Below are 20,655 nucleotides of genomic sequence, written 5' to 3'. Positions count from 1 at the left end.
AACGAACCACTTCATTTTATTGAAGTGGTTTTTTTATTTTTAAAAAGGTCTGTATCTTTAAACAATTAATTAAAAGATGCCACAAGATTTTCAAAATTTAAAATTTAAAAAATTATTAGACAAACTGCAGCAAGAAAGTTGGCAGTTAGAATTGCTAATTTCTGGTTTTGCTATTTTCGGATTATTTTCTGCTACAGAACCCATTCAGGTTAATTATGATATTGCACAAAATGATAATAATTTAGTACCCACCATAATTTGGTATGCAGCAAAAGTTTCTTGTTGGATTTTAATTTCTAACTTATTAGTTCATGTTATTTTAAGAGGGTTGTGGATTGGATCTTTGGGCTTAAGATATGTTTCTGGAGATATTGATTATGAGGAGTTAAAGTACAATGATAAGTTTACAAACTTTTTAAAGAAAAAAATAGGCTCTTTTGATAAATACATTGCTACTCTAGAAAACTATTGTAGTATTCTGTTTGCAGTTTCTTTTCTATTTATTTTTTACTTTTTTGCATGTTTGCTGTGTTTAATTACCATTCTTTTAACCATTTTTACCTTTTTGGATACAAATTTAAATGGAGTTTGGGAAAAAATCTCGGTAGCTGTTGGGATTGGTTTAATACTATTTATTGTATTCGGTTCTTTGCTAACTTTTATTGATTTTATAAGTCAAGGGTTGTTAAAAAAGAAAAAATGGATGACAAAAATCTATTTTCCATTTTACAAAATATTTAGTGTAATTACCTTGTCATTTTTATACAGACCTCTGGTTTACAATTTTTTAGACAATAAATTTGGAAAAAGATTAAGTCTAATTTTAATTCCTGTTTATGTAGGTATTATTATTTTTTCAACTTTTAACTATCAGAAATCTAATTACATCAACAAAGAGAGTTCATCTAGCAAATATTATGCAAATGCCAATAATTATGAGGATCAAATTTTAAAAGAAAACGATTTTATAAGATTTGCATCCATTCCCTCTAAAGTAATCACAGATAATTATTTAAAGCTTTTTTTAATTTATGGTAACAATCTAGAAGATAGAATTTTCGAATTTAATGAAGGCCTAAAACCAGAAGAAGACCAAAGAGGTTTAAAATCTGAAAATTTCTCTTTTAGTTCTTCCTATAAATATCAGAGAAATGATAGCCTTAGAAAAGAATATTATCATACTTTAAATGATATTCATAGTATTTATATAGATAATAAAAAATACGCATCAGACTTTATAGCAACCACAAATAATTTCAAAAAATTTGGTTTTGAAACTTTTTTAGATATCGATACTTTACCAAAAGGCAAACATATTTTAAAAGTTTTAAGAAAAAAAATCATAAGAAAAGATACATTAAACACAGTATTAGTAACAATCCCATTTTGGAAATTTAACAAATAAAACCCATGAAAAAACTCACCTTCGCATTATTATTATTCTCAACAATTATTATTGGACAAACAGATCAAAAAATTTATGAAATTGTAGATGCTGTGTCTGCAGATAGAATTAAAGCGGATGTAAAAACCTTAACCGAATTTGGTACAAGAAATACTTTTTCTGATACGATTTCAGAAACACGTGGAATTGGAGCAGCAAGAAGATGGATAAAATCTGAATTTGATAAAATTTCTAATAATTGTGAAAACTGCTTAAATGTTTTTTATCAGAAAGATTTAGTAACAAAAGAAATGAGTAATAGAGTGCCTCATGATGCCTATGTTGTAAATGTAGTTGCCATACAAAAAGGCACAAAATATCCTAACAGATACATTATTATGAGTGGTGATATAGACTCAAGAAATAGTGATGGTTCTAACTTTACCAAAGATGCTCCAGGTGCTAATGATAACGCATCAGGGATGGCTGGAACTATAGAAGCTGCAAGAGTTTTAAGCAAATACAGATTTGAAAGCAGTATTATTTACGTAGGTTTATCTGGTGAAGAACAAGGACTTTTTGGTGGAGCAGGTTTGGCAAAATATGCACAAGATAAAGGCTGGGATATTATAGGAATTTTAAATAATGATATGATTGGAAACATTACAGGTGTTGATGGTGTAATTGATAATAGAGCATTTCGAATTTTTTCAGAACCTGTACCTGCAAATGAAACAGAAAGACAAAGAACTTTGCGACGTTTTTATGGTGGAGAAGTGGATGGAATTTCTAGACAATTGGCAAGATATGTTCACAAAACCACAAAAACATATATGCCAGAAATGAATCCAATGATGATTTACAGATTGGATAGATTTGGCAGAGGAGGACATCACAGACCTTTCAACGATTTAGGTTTTGCAGGTATTAGAATTATGGAAGCACATGAAAATTACACACAACAACATCAAGATATTAGAACCGAAAATGGCATTAATTATGGTGATACTTTCGAGCATGTAAATTTCCCTTATGCAAAAAAATTAACGGCTGTAAATGCGATTAATTTAGCCAGTTTAGCTTGGGCTCCAGCTTCACCAGAAGAAGTTTCAATTGGTGGAATTGTAGAAGCTTCTGTAAAATTAAAATGGTCTGAAGTAGAGGGTGCAAAAGGTTATAAAATTTACTGGAGAGACACAACGTCTCCAACTTGGGATCATTCCAGATATGTTGAAAGTACAGAATTTACTTTAGAGGGAATTGTTATTGATAATTTCTTTTTTGGAGTTGCAGCTGTTGGCGAAAATGGGCATGAAAGTATGGTGGTTTTTCCGAATAAAATTATGAGATAATTGCGTTATTTTTTATTTATAATATTGTTATTTTTCATTTCTTGTGGTAAAAGTCAAGTAAAGACAAAACCAAGTTACATTACTTTTGATTTCAAAGGTGATTCCATTTTGGTAATTGCTAAAAATCCTGTTTTAGGAAAATCTTTTTTAAAAATTAAAAATTTAAAAACACAAAAAGAAAACTATATTGATTTTGTAAAACCGAATACTTTAACAGTTTTAGGATTTCATAAAAATGAAATAGATAGTTTACAAATTTTAGAAAACTATAAATTCACTTTATATTATGGTCTTTCTAGTATTGTAAAATATGACACTTTATACAATTACAGTTTGCCATTTTTAAAAGGAAAGCGCTTTAAAGTTTTACAAGGTCAAAATTCGAAATTTACACATAAAGGTGATTTTTCTAGATACGCCATTGACTTTAAAATGAGAATTGGAGAAACCATTTGTTCAATAAGAGATGGCATTGTTGTTTCTGTAAAAGAAGATTCTAATAAAGGAGGTAGAAGTGAAAAATATAAAAGCGATGGTAATTATATTGTGATTGCCCATAAAGATGACACATTTTCACAATATGTACATTTAAAAAAAGACGGAGTTATTGTAGAAAAGGGAGATTCTGTTTTAAAAGGACAAAAAATTGGATATTCTGGAAATACAGGCCAAAGTACAGAACCTCACTTACATTTTGCTGTCTATAAACCTACTAAAAACGGCCTAATATCAATTCCTATTATTTTAGATTCTATACCCTCCAAAAAATATAAAAAAGGGAGATACGCAATCAATAACTAATTGAGTTTATAACCTTTTGATTCGTTATTCTGCATCATTTAAAATTATTTCGCAATAAGATAAATCAATAGTTTATATCTTTTTTTTAATAGTATTACTACTATATTTGAGTATAAAACTATCTATTATGAAAAATTTACTATCTATCGGGTTATTTTTTTCTTTCTTGTTATCTCATTCTCAGAATGACATAAATGAAACAAACCGTTTAAAAGAAGCTCTTTTCGAAAGTAATATTGAAGAGAATCACTTTAAAACTAAAAACCAAAATTTAAAAATTTTTACTGATATTCTAGATTTAGAGCCTCGTAGTTTTAAAAAAAATTCTGAAGGAAAATTTTCATTCAGCAATTCTAGTAAAAATCTTTTTTCAGAATTAATAGAAACATCTGAACAAAACATATTTAACTCAAATGGTTTAAAAAAAGGACAGGATAATAACTTCAACACTAAAATGAAAGAAGAATTCATTCAAAAAGTTATTATCAAAAAAATGAAAGAAGAACTTGTTAACTATATAAAATCGAATGAAGCTTTAACCTATGGAGATAGAAATATAGATTCATACAGAAACTACACATTGTATTTAGAGAATAAATTAATATTAGATTATGCTTTAAATCCTACTATTGAGATTCAATTAGGTAAAGATATTTACACATATTTGAATAAAACTTTAAAGACAGAAATAGACAAAACACTACTAAATAGTTTGAATTTATTAGCTATTAACTTTTAAAATTGTTTTTGAATTAATTATTTTAAGTTGAATTAAAATTGGCACCTTAAGTTTTAAGGTGCCAATTTTCTTTTTTAAATAGTATTTTTATAAAATAACAATAAAAAAAGAGGCTGTCCGAAAAGTTAATTTAGCTGTCATTTTGAGCGAAGTCAAAAAATCTACATATTTGATTTTCAATAAATAAGATTTCTACATTACAGTCGAAATGACAAAAATTAATACTTTTTAGAAAGCCTCTTTGTGTAGCTAATATTAAGTCTCTTTTAAAATTGATAATCAATTATAATCCACTTATAAAACTACCATAAGGATCTTTAAATTGCGTGCCTTCTGCAAAACGATATTTACTTAATTTTTTAAATTCAACCAAACCCCAAAGCAAAAATTCCTTTACAAAATAAGCGTCTGCTTTGTTCATATTTGGTTGGTGTTTTTTAAGAAAAGTATCCAAAGGTTTCACTTTATCTAACTCCTTTTTATATTCTTCTTCTGTATGTTCATCTAACAATTCAAAATCTTCATCTGCATTAAAAAACCAAGAAATAATATCATCATAAGGTGTTTCTGCAGTTTGCTTTTCTAATTTTTTAATCTCTGGAAAATAAGTTGGAAATAATGTTTTAATGGCATTTTTAATTAAATTTTCTGCAACCACTTGAGCTCCTTCTTGCTCACCTTCATATACCAATTCTACTTTTCCTGTAATTGCAGGTATAATTCCATCGAAATCATTCAAACGAATCATCGTCTTTTCATCACCAGAAAGTAAAGCTCTTCTTTCTGCTGTGCTTAATAAATTCTCAAAGGCTGTAATACTTAAACGTGCACTTACGCCACTTTTAGCATCAATAAATTCGCTTTCTCTAGCTTCAAAAACAATTTGCTCTAACAAATCTTTTGCCAATTCTGGTACTTGAATAAACTCTTTTTGTGCACTTGCTTTGCTAGTTTCTTGCTGAGTTATAGCTTTCGCAGTTTCTATATCTTCTGGATAATGTGTTAAAATTTGTGAACCTATTCTATCTTTTAAAGGTGTAACTATACTTCCTCTATTTGTATAATCTTCTGGATTTGCAGTAAAAATAAATTGCATATCTAAATTCAAACGCATTTTAAAACCACGAATTTGAATATCACCTTCTTGTAAAATATTAAATAAAGCTACTTGAATTCTTGCTTGTAAATCTGGTAATTCGTTAATTACAAAAATGCATCTATTTGCTCTTGGAATCATTCCATAATGTATAACTCTATCATCTGCATAACTCAATTTTAAATTGGCTGCTTTTATTGGGTCTACATCTCCAATAATATCTGCAACAGTAACATCTGGAGTTGCTAATTTTTCTGCAAAACGTTCTTCTCTATACAACCAAAAAATGGGAGTATCATCACCTTTTTCTTTGATGATTTCTTTAGCAAATCTTGAAATTGGGTTTAAAGGATCATCATTAATTTCTGAACCTTCCACAACAGGAATATATTCGTCCAACAAATTCACCATCAATCTTGCCAAACGCGTTTTTGCTTGTCCTCTTAAACCTAATAAATTAATATTGTGTCTGCTTAAAATCGCTCTTTCTAATTCAGGAATTACCGTGTTTTCATAACCGTGAATTCCTTTAAAAACAGTTTCTTTACTCATCATTTTAACAATCAAATTTTCTCTCAATTCATCTTTAATTGATTTTGATTTGTATCCTGATTTTACTAATTCTCCTAATGTATTTATCTTAATTATATTCATAAGCCTATATTCCTATCCTTAATCCTTTCCAAAGGAAAGGAAACTGTTGTGTTTCTTTGTGTGTTAATACTTATTTATCTAAAATTCCAAAATTAGAAAGTTACATTTTCTTGTTTTTAAACTTGCTAAATTCTTCCCTTTGGGAAGATGCCCTTTTGGGCAGATGGGCTTTTACCTAATTCTCTTTTTCCTGTTCGTTTCGTAATCTTCAAAAATCATTTCTCCTAAACCTTTTAAGCCAGTATAAAAGGCTTTTCCTTGATTTGCTTGGGTAAATGCTCTTACAAATTGCATCAGATAAGGATCTTGAGCAATCATAAAAGTGGTAATAGGAATGTGTAATTTTCGAGCTTGTTGTGCCATTGCATAACACTTATTTACAATGTACTTATCTAAACCATTACTATTTTTATAGTATTGTCCATCAGGTAAACGCAAACAGCTTGGCTTTCCATCAGTAATCATAAAAATTTGTTTATTGGTGTTCCGTTTTCTTCGCAATAAATCCATAGCCAATTGCAAACCAGCAACTGTATTTGTGTGATAAGGCCCTACTTGTAAGTAAGGTAAATCTTTAATTTCTATGGCCCATGAATCATTTCCAAAAACAATAATATCTAAGGTATCTTTTGGATAACGAGTGGTAATTAATTCTGCCAAAGCCATTGCTACCTTTTTGGCAGGTGTAATTCTATCTTCACCATACAATATCATAGAATGGCTAATGTCTATCATTAAAACAGTACTCATTTGACTTTTGTGAAGTGTTTCCTCAACTACCAAATCGTTTTCTGTTAAACTAAAATTATCAATTCCGTTATTTACTTGTGCATTTCTAATACTTTCAGTTACAGAAACTTTATCTAATGCATCACCAAATTGATACGCTCTAAAATCTCCTGTATGCTCATCTCCTATTCCTGGTGATTTACTTTTATGATTTCCTGAGCCACTTCTTTTTATTTTTCCAAAAATCTGATTTAAAGCTTTCTGACGAATTGCTCTTTCTGTTTTAGAGGTGATTGCTGTACCTCCTGTTCCATCTGCTTTTATTTCTTCTCTGATGTAGCCTTTCTTTTTTAAGTCTTCAATAAAATCATCAATCGTATAATTTTCATCAGTCAATTTATATTCTTTATCTAAAGAACGCAACCAATCTATGGCTTCATCAAAATCGCCAGAAGTATGGGTAATGAGTTCCTTGAAAATCTCGAAGAGTTTTTCGAAAGGTGATTGCTCATTTGCCTCATACGTTTTAAAGACAAATCCGCTTCTTTTTTTGTTTTTTTTCATCACTATAAAAATACAGCATTCCCCTCAAAGAAAATAAAAATTAACATAGGTTTGACATATTTGAATATCAATGGAATTTATTTTTAATCAACCTTGTTCAATAAAAAAATCAAGTCAATTTTATAATTTAATTAACAGTTTTTTAAGACAATAAAACTAAATTGTAAAACTAATTAAACTCAACTCAATTTTTATGAAAAATTTACACTCAAGAACACTAAAAATCTTTTGTTCGCTTTTTCTAACTTTTTCAATCTTAGGCGTTTCTGAAATAAATGCTCAAAAGAAAGACAAAAAGGATAAGAAAAATAAAAAAGAAATGCCTGTTGCAAAACCAGCACCAAAAAAGGCAGAAAAAACAATTGCTGAATTAACCAAAAGCAGCAAAAAAATAGAAGGTTTATTTACAATTTTCCAAGACACAATAACTGGCGATGTTAAGTTATTGGTAAAAGAAGATCAACTAAATAAAGACTTTATTTACTTTTCTCAAATTGCAGATGGAGTAACTGAAGCAGGTGCTTTTAGAGGTTCTTTTAGAGGTAATTCAGTATTTCATGTGACAAAATATTTTAACAGATTAGAGTTTTTAGCACCAAACACATCTTTTTATTTTGATAAAAAAAGCGCACTTTCAAAATCTGCTGAAGCGAATATAAGTGATGCAGTTCTTGCAAGTGGTAAAATTCTTGCTTCTGATGATAAAACAGGCGAACACTTAATAGACGCTAATGGATTATTTTTATCAGAAACTTTTACAAGAATTAAAGGCCCAAGATTTCCTGGACAATCTCCTTTTGCATTTAGTTTAGGTAATTTCGATAAAGCTAAATCTAAAATCAACGAAATCAAAAACTATCCAGAAAACACAAATATAAAAACAGAATATGTTTATAGTAATCCCAATGTTTTAAATGGAGGTTCTGAAGCTGTAACTGATGGTAGAAATGTGTCTATAAAAGTATTTCATACCTTTATGAATATGCCAGAAGATGGTTATGAACCAAGAATGGATGATGCAAGAGTTGGTTATTTTTTAACCGAAACAAATGATATGACTACCACAGAAACTGTAAATTATAGAGATATGATTCACAGATGGAGATTGGTAAAGAAAAACCCAGAAGCTACATTTTCAGAGCCAGTAACTCCAATTACTTGGTGGATAGAAAATACAACGCCTTTAGAATGGAGAGAAACTATAAAAGAAGGTGTTTTAGCTTGGAATGAAGCTTTTGAAAAAGCAGGATTTAATAATGCAATGGTGGTAAAAGTGCAACCAGATGATGCAACTTGGGATGCAGGTGATGTTAGATACAATGTTTTACGTTGGACATCTTCTCCTAATCCTCCTTTTGGTGGTTATGGACCAAGTTTTGTAAATCCAAGGACTGGTGAAATTTTAGGAGCTGATATTATGTTAGAGTTTGTACATTTTACAAACAGAGTTTTTGCAGACAAACTATACAACAAAGCAGCTGCAAATATGTATTTAGAAACTTCTGAAGAATTAGAAATTAAAAAGTATTTAGAGAAAAATAATTTATTGTATTGTTCTGCTGGTCATATAATGCACGAAAATCTTCAATTAGGAACTGCTGTTTTAGAAGCTTCTGGTGCCTCTGATATGGATATGGAAGCAATTAAAAAAGAAGGAATGAAATCTTTAATTATGCACGAAGTTGGGCATACATTAGGGTTAAACCATAATATGAAAGCTTCTCAATTATTTTCTCCAGCTCAATTAGCAGATGCAGATTTTATCAAAGGAAAAGCACTAACAGGTTCTGTTATGGATTATGCTGGAATTAATATTACTAATGATAGAACAAAACAAGGACAATACTATGATATGGCTGTTGGACCCTATGATGTTTGGGCTATTCAGTTTGGTTATATGCCATTTAAAAGCGAAACAGAAAGAAATGTTTTATTAGAAAGATCTACAGAGCCAGAATTAATTTTTGGAAATGATGCTGATGATATGCGTTCACCTGGAAAAGCAATCGACCCAAGAGTAATGATTGGAGATTTATCAAATGATCAAATTACCTATTCCATCAATCGTTTTGAATTGGTAAATAATATGATGAAAAACTTAAAAACTCAGTTTACTAAAAAAGGAGAAACCTATGAAGATTTAAGAAGAGCTTACTACACATTACATAGTCAATCTGCAATTGCAGGAGGTGTTGTTTCGAGGTTTATTGGAGGTGTTTATGTTGATAGATCTACCTTTGGTCAAGAAGGAGGAACACAACCTTACACTCCTGTAAGTTTAGAAGATCAAAAAAGAGCCATGGCTGCTTTAAAGAAATACATTTTTGCTCCAGATGCTTTTAGCACTCCAAAAGAGGTTTACAATTACTTAGCAAGTCAAAGAAGAGGATATAATTTCTTTGGAGGGCCAGAAGATCCAAAAATTCATGAGCAAGTTTTAAGCTATCAAACAAGAGTTTTGGCACATATTATGCATCCAAATACGTTGCAAAGATTGTCTAACTCAGAGTTATATGGAAATGATTACAAGTTATCTGCATTTATGACAGACTTAAATGATATGATGTTTAAGCCAGATGTTTATGGCAGTATAAATTCTTTCCGTCAGAATTTACAAGCTGTATATACGAAACAATTAATTGAAATGCTAACAGGAAGAGCAAATGGAAGGTTTTCTGTTGCTTCTAAGTCTATGGCAATTTATAATTTAAAAAATATTAAAACTTGGGTAAGTAATAATTCAGGAGATTTAGCTACAAAAGCTCACAAAAATCATTTGAATACTTTAATTACAAATGCCATGAAAGAAATAAAATAATTCTTTAAAATATTTAACTTAAAACCGCAATTTTTTAATTGCGGTTTTTTTATTTTTGATACATGGCAAAAATATTAATTACAGGTGGTACAGGTTTGGTTGGTTCTAGACTAACAGAAATGCTATTAGAAAAAAAACATGATGTTTTAATTCTTAGCAGAAAACCTAAAAATAAAAACGAATACAAATGGGATATTTCTAAAAATTATATTGATAAGAAAGCTTTTGAGAATATAACTCATATTATTCATTTAGCAGGTGCAGGAATTGCAGATGAACGTTGGACACAAGAAAGAAAAAAAATAATTATTGAAAGTAGAGTTGATACTGCTAACTTACTTTTTGAAAAAGTTAAAGAACATAAAGTAAAATTAAAAGGGTTTGTATCTGCTTCTGGAATTGGCTATTATGGAGCAATAACTTCTGATAAAATTTTTACAGAAACTGATAAAGTTGGTAAAGATTTTTTAGGTGAAGTTTGTGAAAAATGGGAAGATGCTGCTCATCAATTTAAAACATTAAATATTCCTGTAAGTATTTTAAGAACAGGCATTGTATTGTCTAAAAAAGGTGGCGCATTAGAAAAAATGAAACTTCCAGTGATAACTCCTTTAGGTTCAGGAAACCAATATATGCCTTGGATTCATATGGATGACTTATGTGAAATGTACGTAAAAGCTATTGAAGGAAAATTAATTGGAATTTATAATGCTGTAGCACCAGAACATCAAACTAGCAAAACATTTTCTAAAATATTAGCAGAAAGTGTAGGGAATCCTTTTTTAGCTATAGCTGCTCCAAGCTTTGCTTTAAAATTAGTGTTTGGTGATATGTCTAAAATTTTACTTGAGGGTAGCCGAATTTCGTCAGAGAAAATCAAAAAAATAAATTTTAAATTTCAATTTCCAACCTTAAAAATGGCTTTAGAAAATTTATTCTAAATATCCGATTTCATTTTCTTTCATAAACTATTAAAATGTAGTGGTAATATTTAACCCTACTTCACTCCAAGTTTTAGAAACACCATCTGCGCCTTTGTGCAAGTCTTCACAAACTTTATTTAAAGATGCTAATGCTGCACTTGCATTCCAAGTATTAATATCTATAGTGGCTTGCATATTAAAAGTCTTATCGTTAATAGTATATGTAAAAGGTACATCCTTTGTTTCACCATTCATAGTAATTTTTGCAGTTCCATTCGCATCATCATTCAAAATCAAATTACCAGAAAGTAATTTGGTATTGTCCATAATTCCGAAGAAAAACTTCTTAATTTTATAATCTCTACTAGCATCTTTGGTAGCTAAACTACTTACAGGAATTGAAAAGTTAATATTATTAATTGCCTCTTTTACACTATTTCCTTCTCCACCAGAAATGATATCAATTTTTTTAAACTGTCCTCCAACTGCAACTTTTTCTGTAGTTTTATAGGCTGTGAAATTAATTTCATTATTTGCATTTAAAACTGAAAATGGTGCTGTGGATTTTTTAATTTCAGATGTTGCAACCTCTTTAGATTCCTCTTTTTTAGTTTCAGATTTACATGCTAAAAAATTAAAAGCGATAGCTAGAATCAAAAAAGAAATAATATTTGTTCTTTTCATGTTTTTCATTTTTAAAATTTAATAATATTTACTTATTCAGACTTATTTCTTAAGTATACTTTTTGCCAACTCAATGTATTCTTTTTTAGCATCTTCTGCAGACATACCATTTAATTGTATCCATGCATTAAATTTAAAGGCACTTCTTACATCTAAATCGCTATTAAAAGAAAAGTTGTTGCCAAAACTAGCTTGTTTATAATAAGCATATAGTTTTAGCATAATATCTGGAGCAATAGCATTTTTAAATTTAGAAATTTCATTGAAAATAATTTCAAATTCCTCATTTAAATCTTTAGGCTTCTCTTTATTTTTTTGCGATAACTTGGACACCACCTTTAACTTTATCTCCTAAATTTACTTTAATACTAGTTCCTAATGGTAAATATAAATCTACTCTCGAACCAAACTTAATAAAACCAGCATCTGTTCCTTGTATGACCTTGTCATCTATATGAGCATAGTTAACAATTCTTTTAGCAAGTGCACCTGCTATTTGTCTGTACAAAACTTCACCAATCGATTTGTTTTCAATAACAACTGTGGTTCTTTCATTTTCTGTTGATGCTTTTGGATGCCATGCAACTAAGTATTTTCCTGGATGATATTTACTATATTTTATAATTCCACTCATGGCATATCTTGTAACATGCACATTAATTGGTGACATAAAAATTGATACTTGTAGTCTTTTATCTTTAAAATACTCTGGTTCTTCTACCTCTTCTATAACCACAACTTTACCATCTACAGGAGCAATAATTGTGTTCTCATCTAAAACTGTTAACCTTTTTGGATTTCTGAAAAACTGCAAAACAATAATTACAAAAAATATAGCAAGCACTTGAATACTTTTTTGAACCCAAAATATATTTACAAAATTATCTGCAAGCAAAACAAATGCAATTGCTATAATAAAAGTAATAACAATAATTTTATATCCTTCTTTGTGAAAACGAATCATTTTTAAATAATAAAGTTAATATACAAATATACAAATGGCGTAACAAACAGCAAACTATCTAACCTATCTAAAATACCTCCATGTCCTGGCATTAAATTACCACTATCTTTAATATTGGCTTGTCTTTTAAATTTAGACTCAACCAAATCACCTAAAGTACCTATAGATGAAACAATTACGCCAATTATAAGCCAATTTAACATTGTGAAATTCGAATTAAATTTACTAATAAACATAGCTGCTAAAAGAGAAAATACAAGACCTCCAAAAAAACCTTCCACCGTTTTTTTAGGAGATACAGAAGAAAATAATTTATGTACGCCTAAATTTTTACCCACTAAAAAGGCAAAAGAATCATTTACCCAAATAATAGATAAAATGCTTATAATTAAATTTGGATGGAATTCGTTTTGATGAAAAGGGAGTAAAATTAAAAAAGTAATAGAGAAAATAACATATCTAATTGTTACCCCTAATTTAGCTCTATCATTAGAAAATGTTATCTCTTTCTTTGCTAATAGTTGATAAATTAAGCTTAAAGATGATAAAATGGTAATCATTAAAATACCTGTAGTCGCGTAACTTTCTTGTTTTTTTAACATCAAAAAAAGTAGCGTTCCAAAAAATATATAGGTTACAAAACTTTTTAATTGAATCATCTTAGAAAATTCCCAAATGCATAAAAATCCAAATAAAGCAGTTAAAATTACATAAGACTCTTTAGAAAAAAGGATTGCAGATATAAATAATAAAACAAAAACAATACCGGAAAAACTCCTTTTTAAAAGGTGGCGCATATTATAAATCTTCTAATAGCAACAAATATAAGTTTTTTGAATTACTGTTACCATAGTTTAAAAAATTATCATCGTTTTTATTAATGCTATAATTTTTTATAGAAGAAATATTGGTTGGTAAACTTCCAGAATTGTTTAGTTTTATGCCAGTTAAACCTTGGCCAGTATCTTTAACTAACTGACTTGTAGTAGCAAATACAATAAAATTTTCAGAATAACCATTCAATTTAACGCTACCCAGTTGATTGGATGAAAACAAAATATCGCCTTTATCTGCTATTAAATGCTCACAAGTAGTAAAAACAGGAGACATTAATGTATGTTTTTCTAAAACTTGAATGCTTTTTTTATTTAAAAATAAAGACAATTGTTTCTCTAATAAATGTATTTGATGCCAATTATTTTCTAGTAAAACCTTTTGGAGATTCTCTACAACTTCTTGCTTTTTTGTACAATAAAGAAACTTGCCTCCCTTATTCACAAAATTATGCACAAAAAGATCATCAAGAGATAATTTCACTTCTTGTTTCTTAATCTCAATATCTTCTTTTATTGGGATATTAAAAAGCTTTCTAAAAATATTCATTCTAAAAAATTACTCTTCAGACACCTTATCTGCAGCTAAGGTATCTATTTCCTCATCTACATTTTTTTTCTGTGCGTCTTCTTCAAATGGTCTTTTACCGAAGATTTTTTGTAAATCATCTTTAAAAATAACTTCTCTTTCTAGCAGTAAATCTGCTAAAACTTTTAATTTTTCCTTGTTATTACTCAACAACTCTAAAGCTCGTTGATATTGAATTTCTATCATTTTAGAAATTTCCTTATCAATTTTCTTTCCTGTTTCCTCACTATAAGGCTTTACAAAGGCGTCATTTCCTGAAGAGTCATAATATGTAATATTACCAACCTCTTCATTTAAACCATAAACAGTAACCATAGCTCTTGCTTGTTTGGTTACTTTTTCTAAATCGCTCAAGGCACCAGTAGAGATTTTATTAAAAATAATTCTTTCTGCTGCTCTACCTCCTAAAGTAGCACACATTTCATCTAACATTTGATCTGTTTGTACAATCATTCTTTCTGCTGGTAAATACCAAGCAGCTCCTAAAGATTGACCTCTTGGAACAATAGTTACTTTAACTAAAGGTGCAGCATGCTCTAACATCCAACTTACAGTTGCATGACCAGCTTCGTGATAAGCAATAACCTCTTTTTCTTTAGGCGTAATTACTTTTTTCTTTTTCTCTAAACCACCAACAATTCTATCTACTGCATCTAAAAAGTCTTGATGATGAATTGCTTTTTTACCTTGCCTTGCAGCAATTAAAGCAGCTTCATTACACATATTTGCAATATCTGCTCCAGAAAAACCTGGTGTTTGTTGCGCTAAAAACTCGATATTTACATCATTAGACATTTTTAAAGGTTTAATATGTACTTCAAAAATTTCTTGTCTTTCTCTAATATCTGGCAAATCGACATATATTTGACGATCAAAACGCCCAGCTCTCATTAAGGCTTTGTCTAAAACATCTGCTCTATTTGTTGCAGCAATAACAATCACATTAACATCTGTTCCAAAACCATCCATTTCTGTTAGTAATTGGTTTAACGTATTCTCTCTTTCATCATTACCACCTGTCATACTATTTTTTCCTCTTGCTCTACCAATCGCATCAATTTCATCAATAAAAATAATTGAAGGAGATTTTTGTGCTGCTTGTTTAAACAAATCACGAACTCTAGAAGCACCTACTCCAACAAACATTTCTACGAAATCTGAACCTGAAAGTGAGAAAAATGGAACTCCTGCTTCACCAGCAACTGCTTTTGCTAATAATGTTTTTCCTGTTCCTGGAGGACCAACTAACAAAGCTCCTTTTGGTATTTTACCTCCTAATGAAGTATATTTTTCTGGACTTTTTAAGAAATCTACAATTTCTTGAACCTCTTCTTTAGCACCTTCTAAACCAGCCACATTCTCGAAAGTAGTTTTTACTTTGGTGTCTTTATCAAACAATTTAGCCTTCGATTTACCAATGCTAAATATTTGACCTCCACCACCAGAACCACCTCCAGCACCAGACATTCTTCGCATAAAGAAAAGCCAGATAATAATTAAAATGATAAATGGTAAGAAACCTAAAAAAGCATCAAAAATACTTGTTCTTTCATCGTTTTTAATATCTACAATTAAACCTTTCTCACTTTTAGTTTTTTGAACTAAATTTTCGAAATTTTGTTGATCCCCAAAATTATATTCGTAAACTGGAGAACCTGGTCTGTAAAATGTTGATGTTGTATTTTTCTTATGTTTGGCTTTATCTAATGCTTCTTTTGTTAAGAAAATTTGAGCAACATCTTTGTTTATGACAACAATATCTTTGATGTCATTATCATTTAACATTTCTTCAAATTTATTTTTAGAAATGCTCTTAGAGGCTAAATCTCCACTATTAAAAAACTGAATTGCAATTATTGCAATAAAAACTGCTCCATAAATCCAATAAGAACTAAACTTAAATTTAGGCATATTCGATTTGTTATCTTTATTTGTATCACTCATGTGTTTTAAAAATCAAAAGTATTAAACTGGATTAATTTCGGTGATTTTAGCATCACCCCAAAGACCTTCAATATCATAAAAATCTCTTACATGCTTTTGGAAAATATGCACAACTACATTGACATAATCCATTAAAATCCATTCAGAATTTGTTTGGCCTTCTACGTGCCAAGGTTTATCTTTTATTTCTTTACTAACTACTTTTTGAACGGATCCAGAAATAGCATTTACTTGGGTATTGGAAGTACCTGAACAAATTATAAAATAGTCGCAAACCGTGTTTTCTAAATCTCTTAGGTCGAGTAATTGAATATTTTCTCCTTTAACATTATCAATTCCCTTTATAATTACAGCGATTAACTCGTCTGTGCTTACTTGTTTTTTTGCCATTAATATTATTCTAGTTTAACGCAAAGTTATTATTTTTTTGCGAGTTTTTTATGTAATTTTGAACTACTTTACACTTTATTTAACAATTGAAATTAATCAAACTTAATGCCATTGATTCTACAAATTCTTTTTTAAAAGAATTAAAGCATCATTCAACCTTAGAAAACTTTACAGTTGTTGTTGCTAATGACCAAAAAAATGGAAGAGGACAGCAAAATAGCCATTGGCACTCTGAACCCTATAAAAACCTTACTTTCAGCGTTTTTATTTCTGATTTAAACATCGATTTTAACAATGTAAAATACTTAAATTTTGCAATAAGTTTAAGCGTTTTTGAAGTGCTTTATAAAAAAGAAATACATGCTCTTTCTATTAAATGGCCAAACGACATTTTGTCAGCAAATAAAAAGGTTTGTGGTATTTTAATCGAAAATAGTCTAAAAGGTAATAAAATAAACGATTCAATTATTGGGATTGGACTAAATGTAAACCAAGAAAAATTTCCAAATTCCCTAAAAGATGCTTCTTCATTAAAAAATATAACTGGTTTGGAATATAATTTAGATGATTTATTGTCTGAAATTATAGACTGTTTAAAAACCAAAATAGAACTACTTAAAACTAAAAAAAAAATAGAATTAAAAAATGCGTATTTAGAAAAGTTATACAAAAAAAATATTCCTGCAATGTTTAAAGACAAAGAGAACAATATATTTATAGGAATCATTAAAGGAATTTCTGAAAGCGGAAATCTTTTAGTGCAAACAGAAGATGATTGTATAAATGAGTTTGGAGTAAAAGAAATTTCTTTTGCTTAAATTTTTTCTAGGTTGTCTGTTAGGGTTTCAATAAAATTTGTCAATGGTTTTTTTACCATCATTGCCATCATCATATTAAACTGCCCATTAAAATCTAATTGCACTTCAGAAGATTCCTCATCAATTTCATCAATATTTGCAACCAATTCAAAATCTAATTTACTGCTTGCAGCTCCTAAAACTATTTTAGAATATTCAGTTTGCTCTTTTAAAACCAGTCTTATTTCTGGCATCCCTTTTAATCCAAAAATAAAAGAATTTCCATCTACTTCAAATTTCTGAATAGACTCAGGCATTAATTGTTCAAAGTTTTTTAAATCTGATAAAAATTCAAATGTTTCTTTTTGAGATTTCTCTACAACTACTCTATTGCCTGCTATATTCATTTTTTTCGTTTTATTAGTTTATTGATTCCAGTCACTTGGATTTGCTCTCCATTCTTGCAAGGTAAGCAATTCTTTTTCAGTAATATAACTACTATCTAAAGCTTGTTCTAACAAGTTTTCGTAATTGCTAAGTGTAGTTAAACTCACATTTTTATTTTTAAAATTATCTACAGCAACATCAAAACCATAGGTAAAAATAGCAACCATTCCTTTAATAACTGCACCAGCTTCTTTAAGAGCATCTACAGCATTTAAACTACTATTTCCTGTGCTAATTAAATCTTCTACAACAATAACATTTTGACCACTTTCTAAATGTCCCTCAATTTGATTTTTTCTCCCATGAGATTTTGGCTCTGGTCTAACATAAATAAAAGGCACACCTAATTCTTGTGCTACCAAAACACCAATTGCAATAGCACCTGTGGCAACTCCTGCAATTACATCTGGTTTGCCATATTCTTTTTCTATAATTTTTGCAAACTCTTGTTTTAAAAATATCCGCACAGGAGGATAAGAGAGCGTAATCCTATTATCGCAATAAATAGGAGATTTCCAGCCAGAAGCCCATTGAAAAGGCTCACTTGGATTTAATTTTATTGCCTTAATTTGCAATAGAAGTTCAGCAGTTTTTTTTGCAGTATCTTTGTTCTTAATCATAAAACAAATGTATAAAGTTTTTGTAAATGATAAGCCAATAATTATCACATCTTCGTTAAAAAAAGAAAATAATTTCCCTGTATATATTTTTAGTGATCTTACTTTAGACGAAATTATACAGAAATTAAGAGCTGAAAAAATAGAAGGAGTTAATCTTTATTCTGCTGATTTAGAACAAGATTGGAAATTATTTTTAAAGAATATTAAAGTAGTTCCTGCTGCTGGAGGCTTGGTTTTAAATCCAAAAAAAGAAGTGCTTTTTATTTATAGAAATTCTATTTGGGATTTACCAAAAGGAAGAATTGAAAAAGGTGAAAGCATTGAAAATGCAGCGATTAGAGAAGTTGAAGAAGAATGTGGAATTTTTAATTTATCAATTATAAAAAAACTTCCAGTTACTTATCACATTTACTTTGACAAAGAAAACAAATTAAAATTAACTTATTGGTTTTTAATGAGTTCTGATTATGGTCAAAAATTAATTCCACAAATTGAAGAAGGTATTACTGAAGTTGCTTTTAAAAATGATGAAGAAATAAATACTGTACTTCAAAATTCATATGCAAATATTAAACTAGTTTATGATACCTTTAAAGAAGGTGGTTTCTAAAAATCCTTCTATCTTTGCCCACTTGAAAAAAATACCAATTTATGACTGAGTTTATTACCAAACGTGTAAAAAATGTTAGAAATGATGTATTGTCTGGAATTACAGTTGCTTTAGCACTTGTTCCAGAAGCTGTAGCCTTTGCTTTTGTGGCAGGTGTAGATCCTTTAGTGGGTTTATATGCTGCATTTATGATTGGTTTAATTACTTCTATTTTTGGAGGAAGACCTGGAATGATTTCTGGAGCTACAGGTGCTTTAGCTGTTGTAATGGTTTCTTTGGTTGCAGAAGGAAATGCGATGGGAAATCCTGCTGAAAATTTAGGTTTGTATTATCTTTTTTTAACAGTAATATTAATGGGCTTTATACAGGTTTTAGCGGGTCTTTTTAAACTAGGAAAATTTGTGCGGTTAATTCCACATCCAGTAATGATGGGGTTTGTAAACGGTTTGGCTATTGTTATTTTCTTGTCTCAATTAGGTATGTTTCCTGATTTAGTTCCTAATGGAATTTCTTTTTGGGGAGATATGGGAACTTGGTTTTCAGAACTGTTTAATAGTTTAACTACAAGTATTAGCTTCTGGATGATGTTATTGTTTGTTGGTTTAACAATGCTAATAATGTGGGGGTTGCCAAAGATAAAAGCAACCAAAAAACTGCCTGAGGCCTTAATTGCCATTTTAGTAGTTTCCGGAATTGTAATTTTCTCTAATTTAGATGTTGCAACTGTTGGTTCTTTTATTAAAGATGGTGGTGGAGAAGGTTTAAAAGGTGGTTTTCCAACTCCTGTTTTAGAAACTTTTTCGAATATTCCTATGAATTTTGAAACGTTAAAATTCATTTTTCCTTATGCTCTAATTTTGGCTGCAATTGGTTTAATTGAATCTTTAATGACCCTTAATTTAATAGACGATTTAACAGAAACTCGTGGAAATACAAACAGAGAATGTATTGCACAAGGTGGGGCTAATATTGTTACAGGCTTATTTGGTGGAATGGGTGGTTGTGCAATGATTGGACAATCTATCATTAACATAAAGGGTGGTGGACGTGGACGTTTATCTGGAATTACTGCAGCAGTTTTCTTGCTGATGTTTATTCTTTTTGCTTCTTCTTATATTGAGCAAGTTCCTATTGCTGCTTTAGTTGGAGTTATGTTTATGGTGGTTATTGGAACCTTTGCTTGGTCTAGTTTCAGAATTATGAATAAAATACCAAAAACAGATGTTTTTGTACTAATTTTAGTTTCGGCTTTAACCGTAATTTTTGATTTGGCAATTGCTGTAATTGCTGGAGTAATTGTATCTGCATTGGTTTTTGCTTGGGAGAGTGCCAGAAGAATTAGAGCTAGAAAACGTATTAGAGAAGATGGTACTAAAGTATACGAAATTTGGGGACCACTTTTCTTTGGCAGTATATCCGCTTTCAACGAAAAGTTTGATGTTAAAAACGATCCTGAAAAAATAGAAATTGATTTTGTAGAAGCTCGTATTTCTGATCATTCTGCGATTGAAGCTATTTTTGCTTTGGTCGAAAAATATCAGGCAGAAAATAAAAAGATTACTTTAAAACATTTAAGCGAAGATTGTAAAGTATTGTTGTACAAGGCAAGTCCTATTTTTACAAATATTATCGAAGAAGATATTGATGATCCTCGCTATCATTTAGCTGCAAATCCTGAGCAATTTCCTAAACCTTTAGGTGAGTATAAATTTTAAAG

General features: G+C 29.7%; 20 protein-coding genes. 9 read left to right on the top strand and 11 right to left on the bottom strand.

Going from position 1 to position 20,655, the window contains the following annotated elements:
- The first annotated feature begins 76 nt into the window (after positions 1 to 76).
- The 4 genes from WAO74_RS07370 (at position 77) to WAO74_RS07355 (ending at position 4,276) form a co-directional block, all read left to right on the top strand.
- Entirely contained in the window at positions 77 to 1,405 is a 1,329-nt protein-coding gene (locus tag WAO74_RS07370) for a hypothetical protein (RefSeq protein ID WP_422160836.1), read from the top strand.
- Positions 1,406 to 1,410: 5 nt separating this feature from the next.
- The gene (locus WAO74_RS07365) at positions 1,411 to 2,736 is read left to right on the top strand and encodes a M28 family peptidase (protein WP_422160834.1); all 1,326 of its coding nucleotides are present in this window, start codon (positions 1,411 to 1,413) and stop codon (positions 2,734 to 2,736) included.
- A gap of 24 nt (positions 2,737 to 2,760) precedes the next feature.
- A complete protein-coding gene (locus WAO74_RS07360) occupies positions 2,761 to 3,537 on the top strand; it encodes a M23 family metallopeptidase (RefSeq protein WP_422160832.1) in 777 nt (258 codons plus the stop codon).
- Positions 3,538 to 3,664: 127 nt separating this feature from the next.
- The gene (locus tag WAO74_RS07355) at positions 3,665 to 4,276 is read left to right on the top strand and encodes a hypothetical protein (protein WP_422160830.1); all 612 of its coding nucleotides are present in this window, start codon (positions 3,665 to 3,667) and stop codon (positions 4,274 to 4,276) included.
- A gap of 283 nt (positions 4,277 to 4,559) precedes the next feature.
- On the opposite strand, the gene WAO74_RS07350 is transcribed toward WAO74_RS07355, so the two are convergent.
- Both WAO74_RS07350 and WAO74_RS07345 read right to left on the bottom strand, forming a co-directional pair.
- Positions 4,560 to 6,026: a sigma 54-interacting transcriptional regulator gene (locus WAO74_RS07350; RefSeq protein WP_422160828.1), complete on the bottom strand. Its 1,467-nt coding sequence runs from the start codon at positions 6,024 to 6,026 to the stop codon at positions 4,560 to 4,562.
- Positions 6,027 to 6,197: 171 nt separating this feature from the next.
- Positions 6,198 to 7,319 carry a vWA domain-containing protein gene (locus WAO74_RS07345; RefSeq protein ID WP_422160826.1) on the bottom strand — a complete coding sequence of 374 codons (1,122 nt, stop codon included), beginning with the start codon at positions 7,317 to 7,319 and terminating at the stop codon, positions 6,198 to 6,200.
- A 193-nt stretch (positions 7,320 to 7,512) separates the two neighbouring features.
- On the opposite strand from WAO74_RS07345, the gene WAO74_RS07340 reads away from it, so the two are divergent.
- On the top strand, positions 7,513 to 10,137 hold the full coding sequence (locus WAO74_RS07340) for a zinc-dependent metalloprotease (RefSeq protein ID WP_422160824.1): 2,625 nt from the start codon (positions 7,513 to 7,515) through the stop codon (positions 10,135 to 10,137).
- A gap of 62 nt (positions 10,138 to 10,199) precedes the next feature.
- Complete coding sequence (locus tag WAO74_RS07335; protein ID WP_422160823.1) at positions 10,200 to 11,078, top strand: TIGR01777 family oxidoreductase; 879 nt, start codon at positions 10,200 to 10,202, stop codon at positions 11,076 to 11,078.
- A gap of 30 nt (positions 11,079 to 11,108) precedes the next feature.
- On the opposite strand, the gene WAO74_RS07330 is transcribed toward WAO74_RS07335, so the two are convergent.
- From WAO74_RS07330 to rsfS, 7 genes are read right to left on the bottom strand one after another with little or no spacing between them, the layout of a single operon-like run.
- On the bottom strand, positions 11,109 to 11,753 hold the full coding sequence (locus WAO74_RS07330) for a YceI family protein (protein WP_422160821.1): 645 nt from the start codon (positions 11,751 to 11,753) through the stop codon (positions 11,109 to 11,111).
- A gap of 33 nt (positions 11,754 to 11,786) precedes the next feature.
- The gene (locus WAO74_RS07325; RefSeq protein ID WP_422160819.1) at positions 11,787 to 12,077 is read right to left on the bottom strand and encodes an acyl-CoA-binding protein; all 291 of its coding nucleotides are present in this window, start codon (positions 12,075 to 12,077) and stop codon (positions 11,787 to 11,789) included.
- Positions 12,052 to 12,708, bottom strand: coding sequence for a phosphatidylserine decarboxylase family protein (locus tag WAO74_RS07320; protein WP_422160817.1), 657 nt, complete (start codon positions 12,706 to 12,708; stop codon positions 12,052 to 12,054). The genes WAO74_RS07325 and WAO74_RS07320 overlap by 26 nt, the downstream gene beginning before the upstream one ends.
- Before the next feature lie 2 nt (positions 12,709 to 12,710).
- Positions 12,711 to 13,505: a phosphatidate cytidylyltransferase gene (locus WAO74_RS07315; RefSeq protein WP_422160815.1), complete on the bottom strand. Its 795-nt coding sequence runs from the start codon at positions 13,503 to 13,505 to the stop codon at positions 12,711 to 12,713.
- Between the two features lies 1 nt (position 13,506).
- A complete protein-coding gene (locus WAO74_RS07310; protein ID WP_422160814.1) occupies positions 13,507 to 14,091 on the bottom strand; it encodes a hypothetical protein in 585 nt (194 codons plus the stop codon).
- Between the two features lie 9 nt (positions 14,092 to 14,100).
- Positions 14,101 to 16,074: an ATP-dependent zinc metalloprotease FtsH gene (gene ftsH / locus WAO74_RS07305; protein ID WP_422160812.1), complete on the bottom strand. Its 1,974-nt coding sequence runs from the start codon at positions 16,072 to 16,074 to the stop codon at positions 14,101 to 14,103.
- A gap of 21 nt (positions 16,075 to 16,095) precedes the next feature.
- Positions 16,096 to 16,464: a ribosome silencing factor gene (gene rsfS, locus WAO74_RS07300; protein ID WP_422160810.1), complete on the bottom strand. Its 369-nt coding sequence runs from the start codon at positions 16,462 to 16,464 to the stop codon at positions 16,096 to 16,098.
- Positions 16,465 to 16,550: 86 nt separating this feature from the next.
- On the opposite strand from rsfS, the gene WAO74_RS07295 reads away from it, so the two are divergent.
- Positions 16,551 to 17,282, top strand: a complete 732-nt coding sequence (locus WAO74_RS07295) for a biotin--[acetyl-CoA-carboxylase] ligase (protein WP_422160808.1) — start codon at positions 16,551 to 16,553, stop codon at positions 17,280 to 17,282.
- Here WAO74_RS07295 and WAO74_RS07290 read toward each other — a convergent pair.
- Complete coding sequence (locus WAO74_RS07290) at positions 17,279 to 17,668, bottom strand: SRPBCC family protein (protein WP_422160807.1); 390 nt, start codon at positions 17,666 to 17,668, stop codon at positions 17,279 to 17,281. The two genes, WAO74_RS07295 and WAO74_RS07290, sit on opposite strands and share 4 nt — an antisense overlap.
- 18 nt (positions 17,669 to 17,686) lie before the next feature.
- Complete coding sequence (gene pyrE, locus WAO74_RS07285; RefSeq protein ID WP_422160805.1) at positions 17,687 to 18,328, bottom strand: orotate phosphoribosyltransferase; 642 nt, start codon at positions 18,326 to 18,328, stop codon at positions 17,687 to 17,689.
- Between the two features lie 7 nt (positions 18,329 to 18,335).
- Here pyrE and WAO74_RS07280 point away from each other — a divergent pair, with 7 nt between their 5' ends.
- On the top strand, positions 18,336 to 18,938 hold the full coding sequence (locus WAO74_RS07280; RefSeq protein WP_422160803.1) for an NUDIX domain-containing protein: 603 nt from the start codon (positions 18,336 to 18,338) through the stop codon (positions 18,936 to 18,938).
- 41 nt (positions 18,939 to 18,979) lie between these two features.
- Positions 18,980 to 20,653, top strand: coding sequence for a SulP family inorganic anion transporter (locus tag WAO74_RS07275; protein ID WP_422160801.1), 1,674 nt, complete (start codon positions 18,980 to 18,982; stop codon positions 20,651 to 20,653).
- The last annotated feature ends 2 nt before the right edge of the window (positions 20,654 to 20,655 follow it).

It is taken from the genome of Polaribacter sp., from assembly GCF_049276715.1.
GTDB lineage: Bacteria > Bacteroidota > Bacteroidia > Flavobacteriales > Flavobacteriaceae > Polaribacter.
This window is presented reverse-complemented; position numbering and strand designations above follow the sequence as displayed.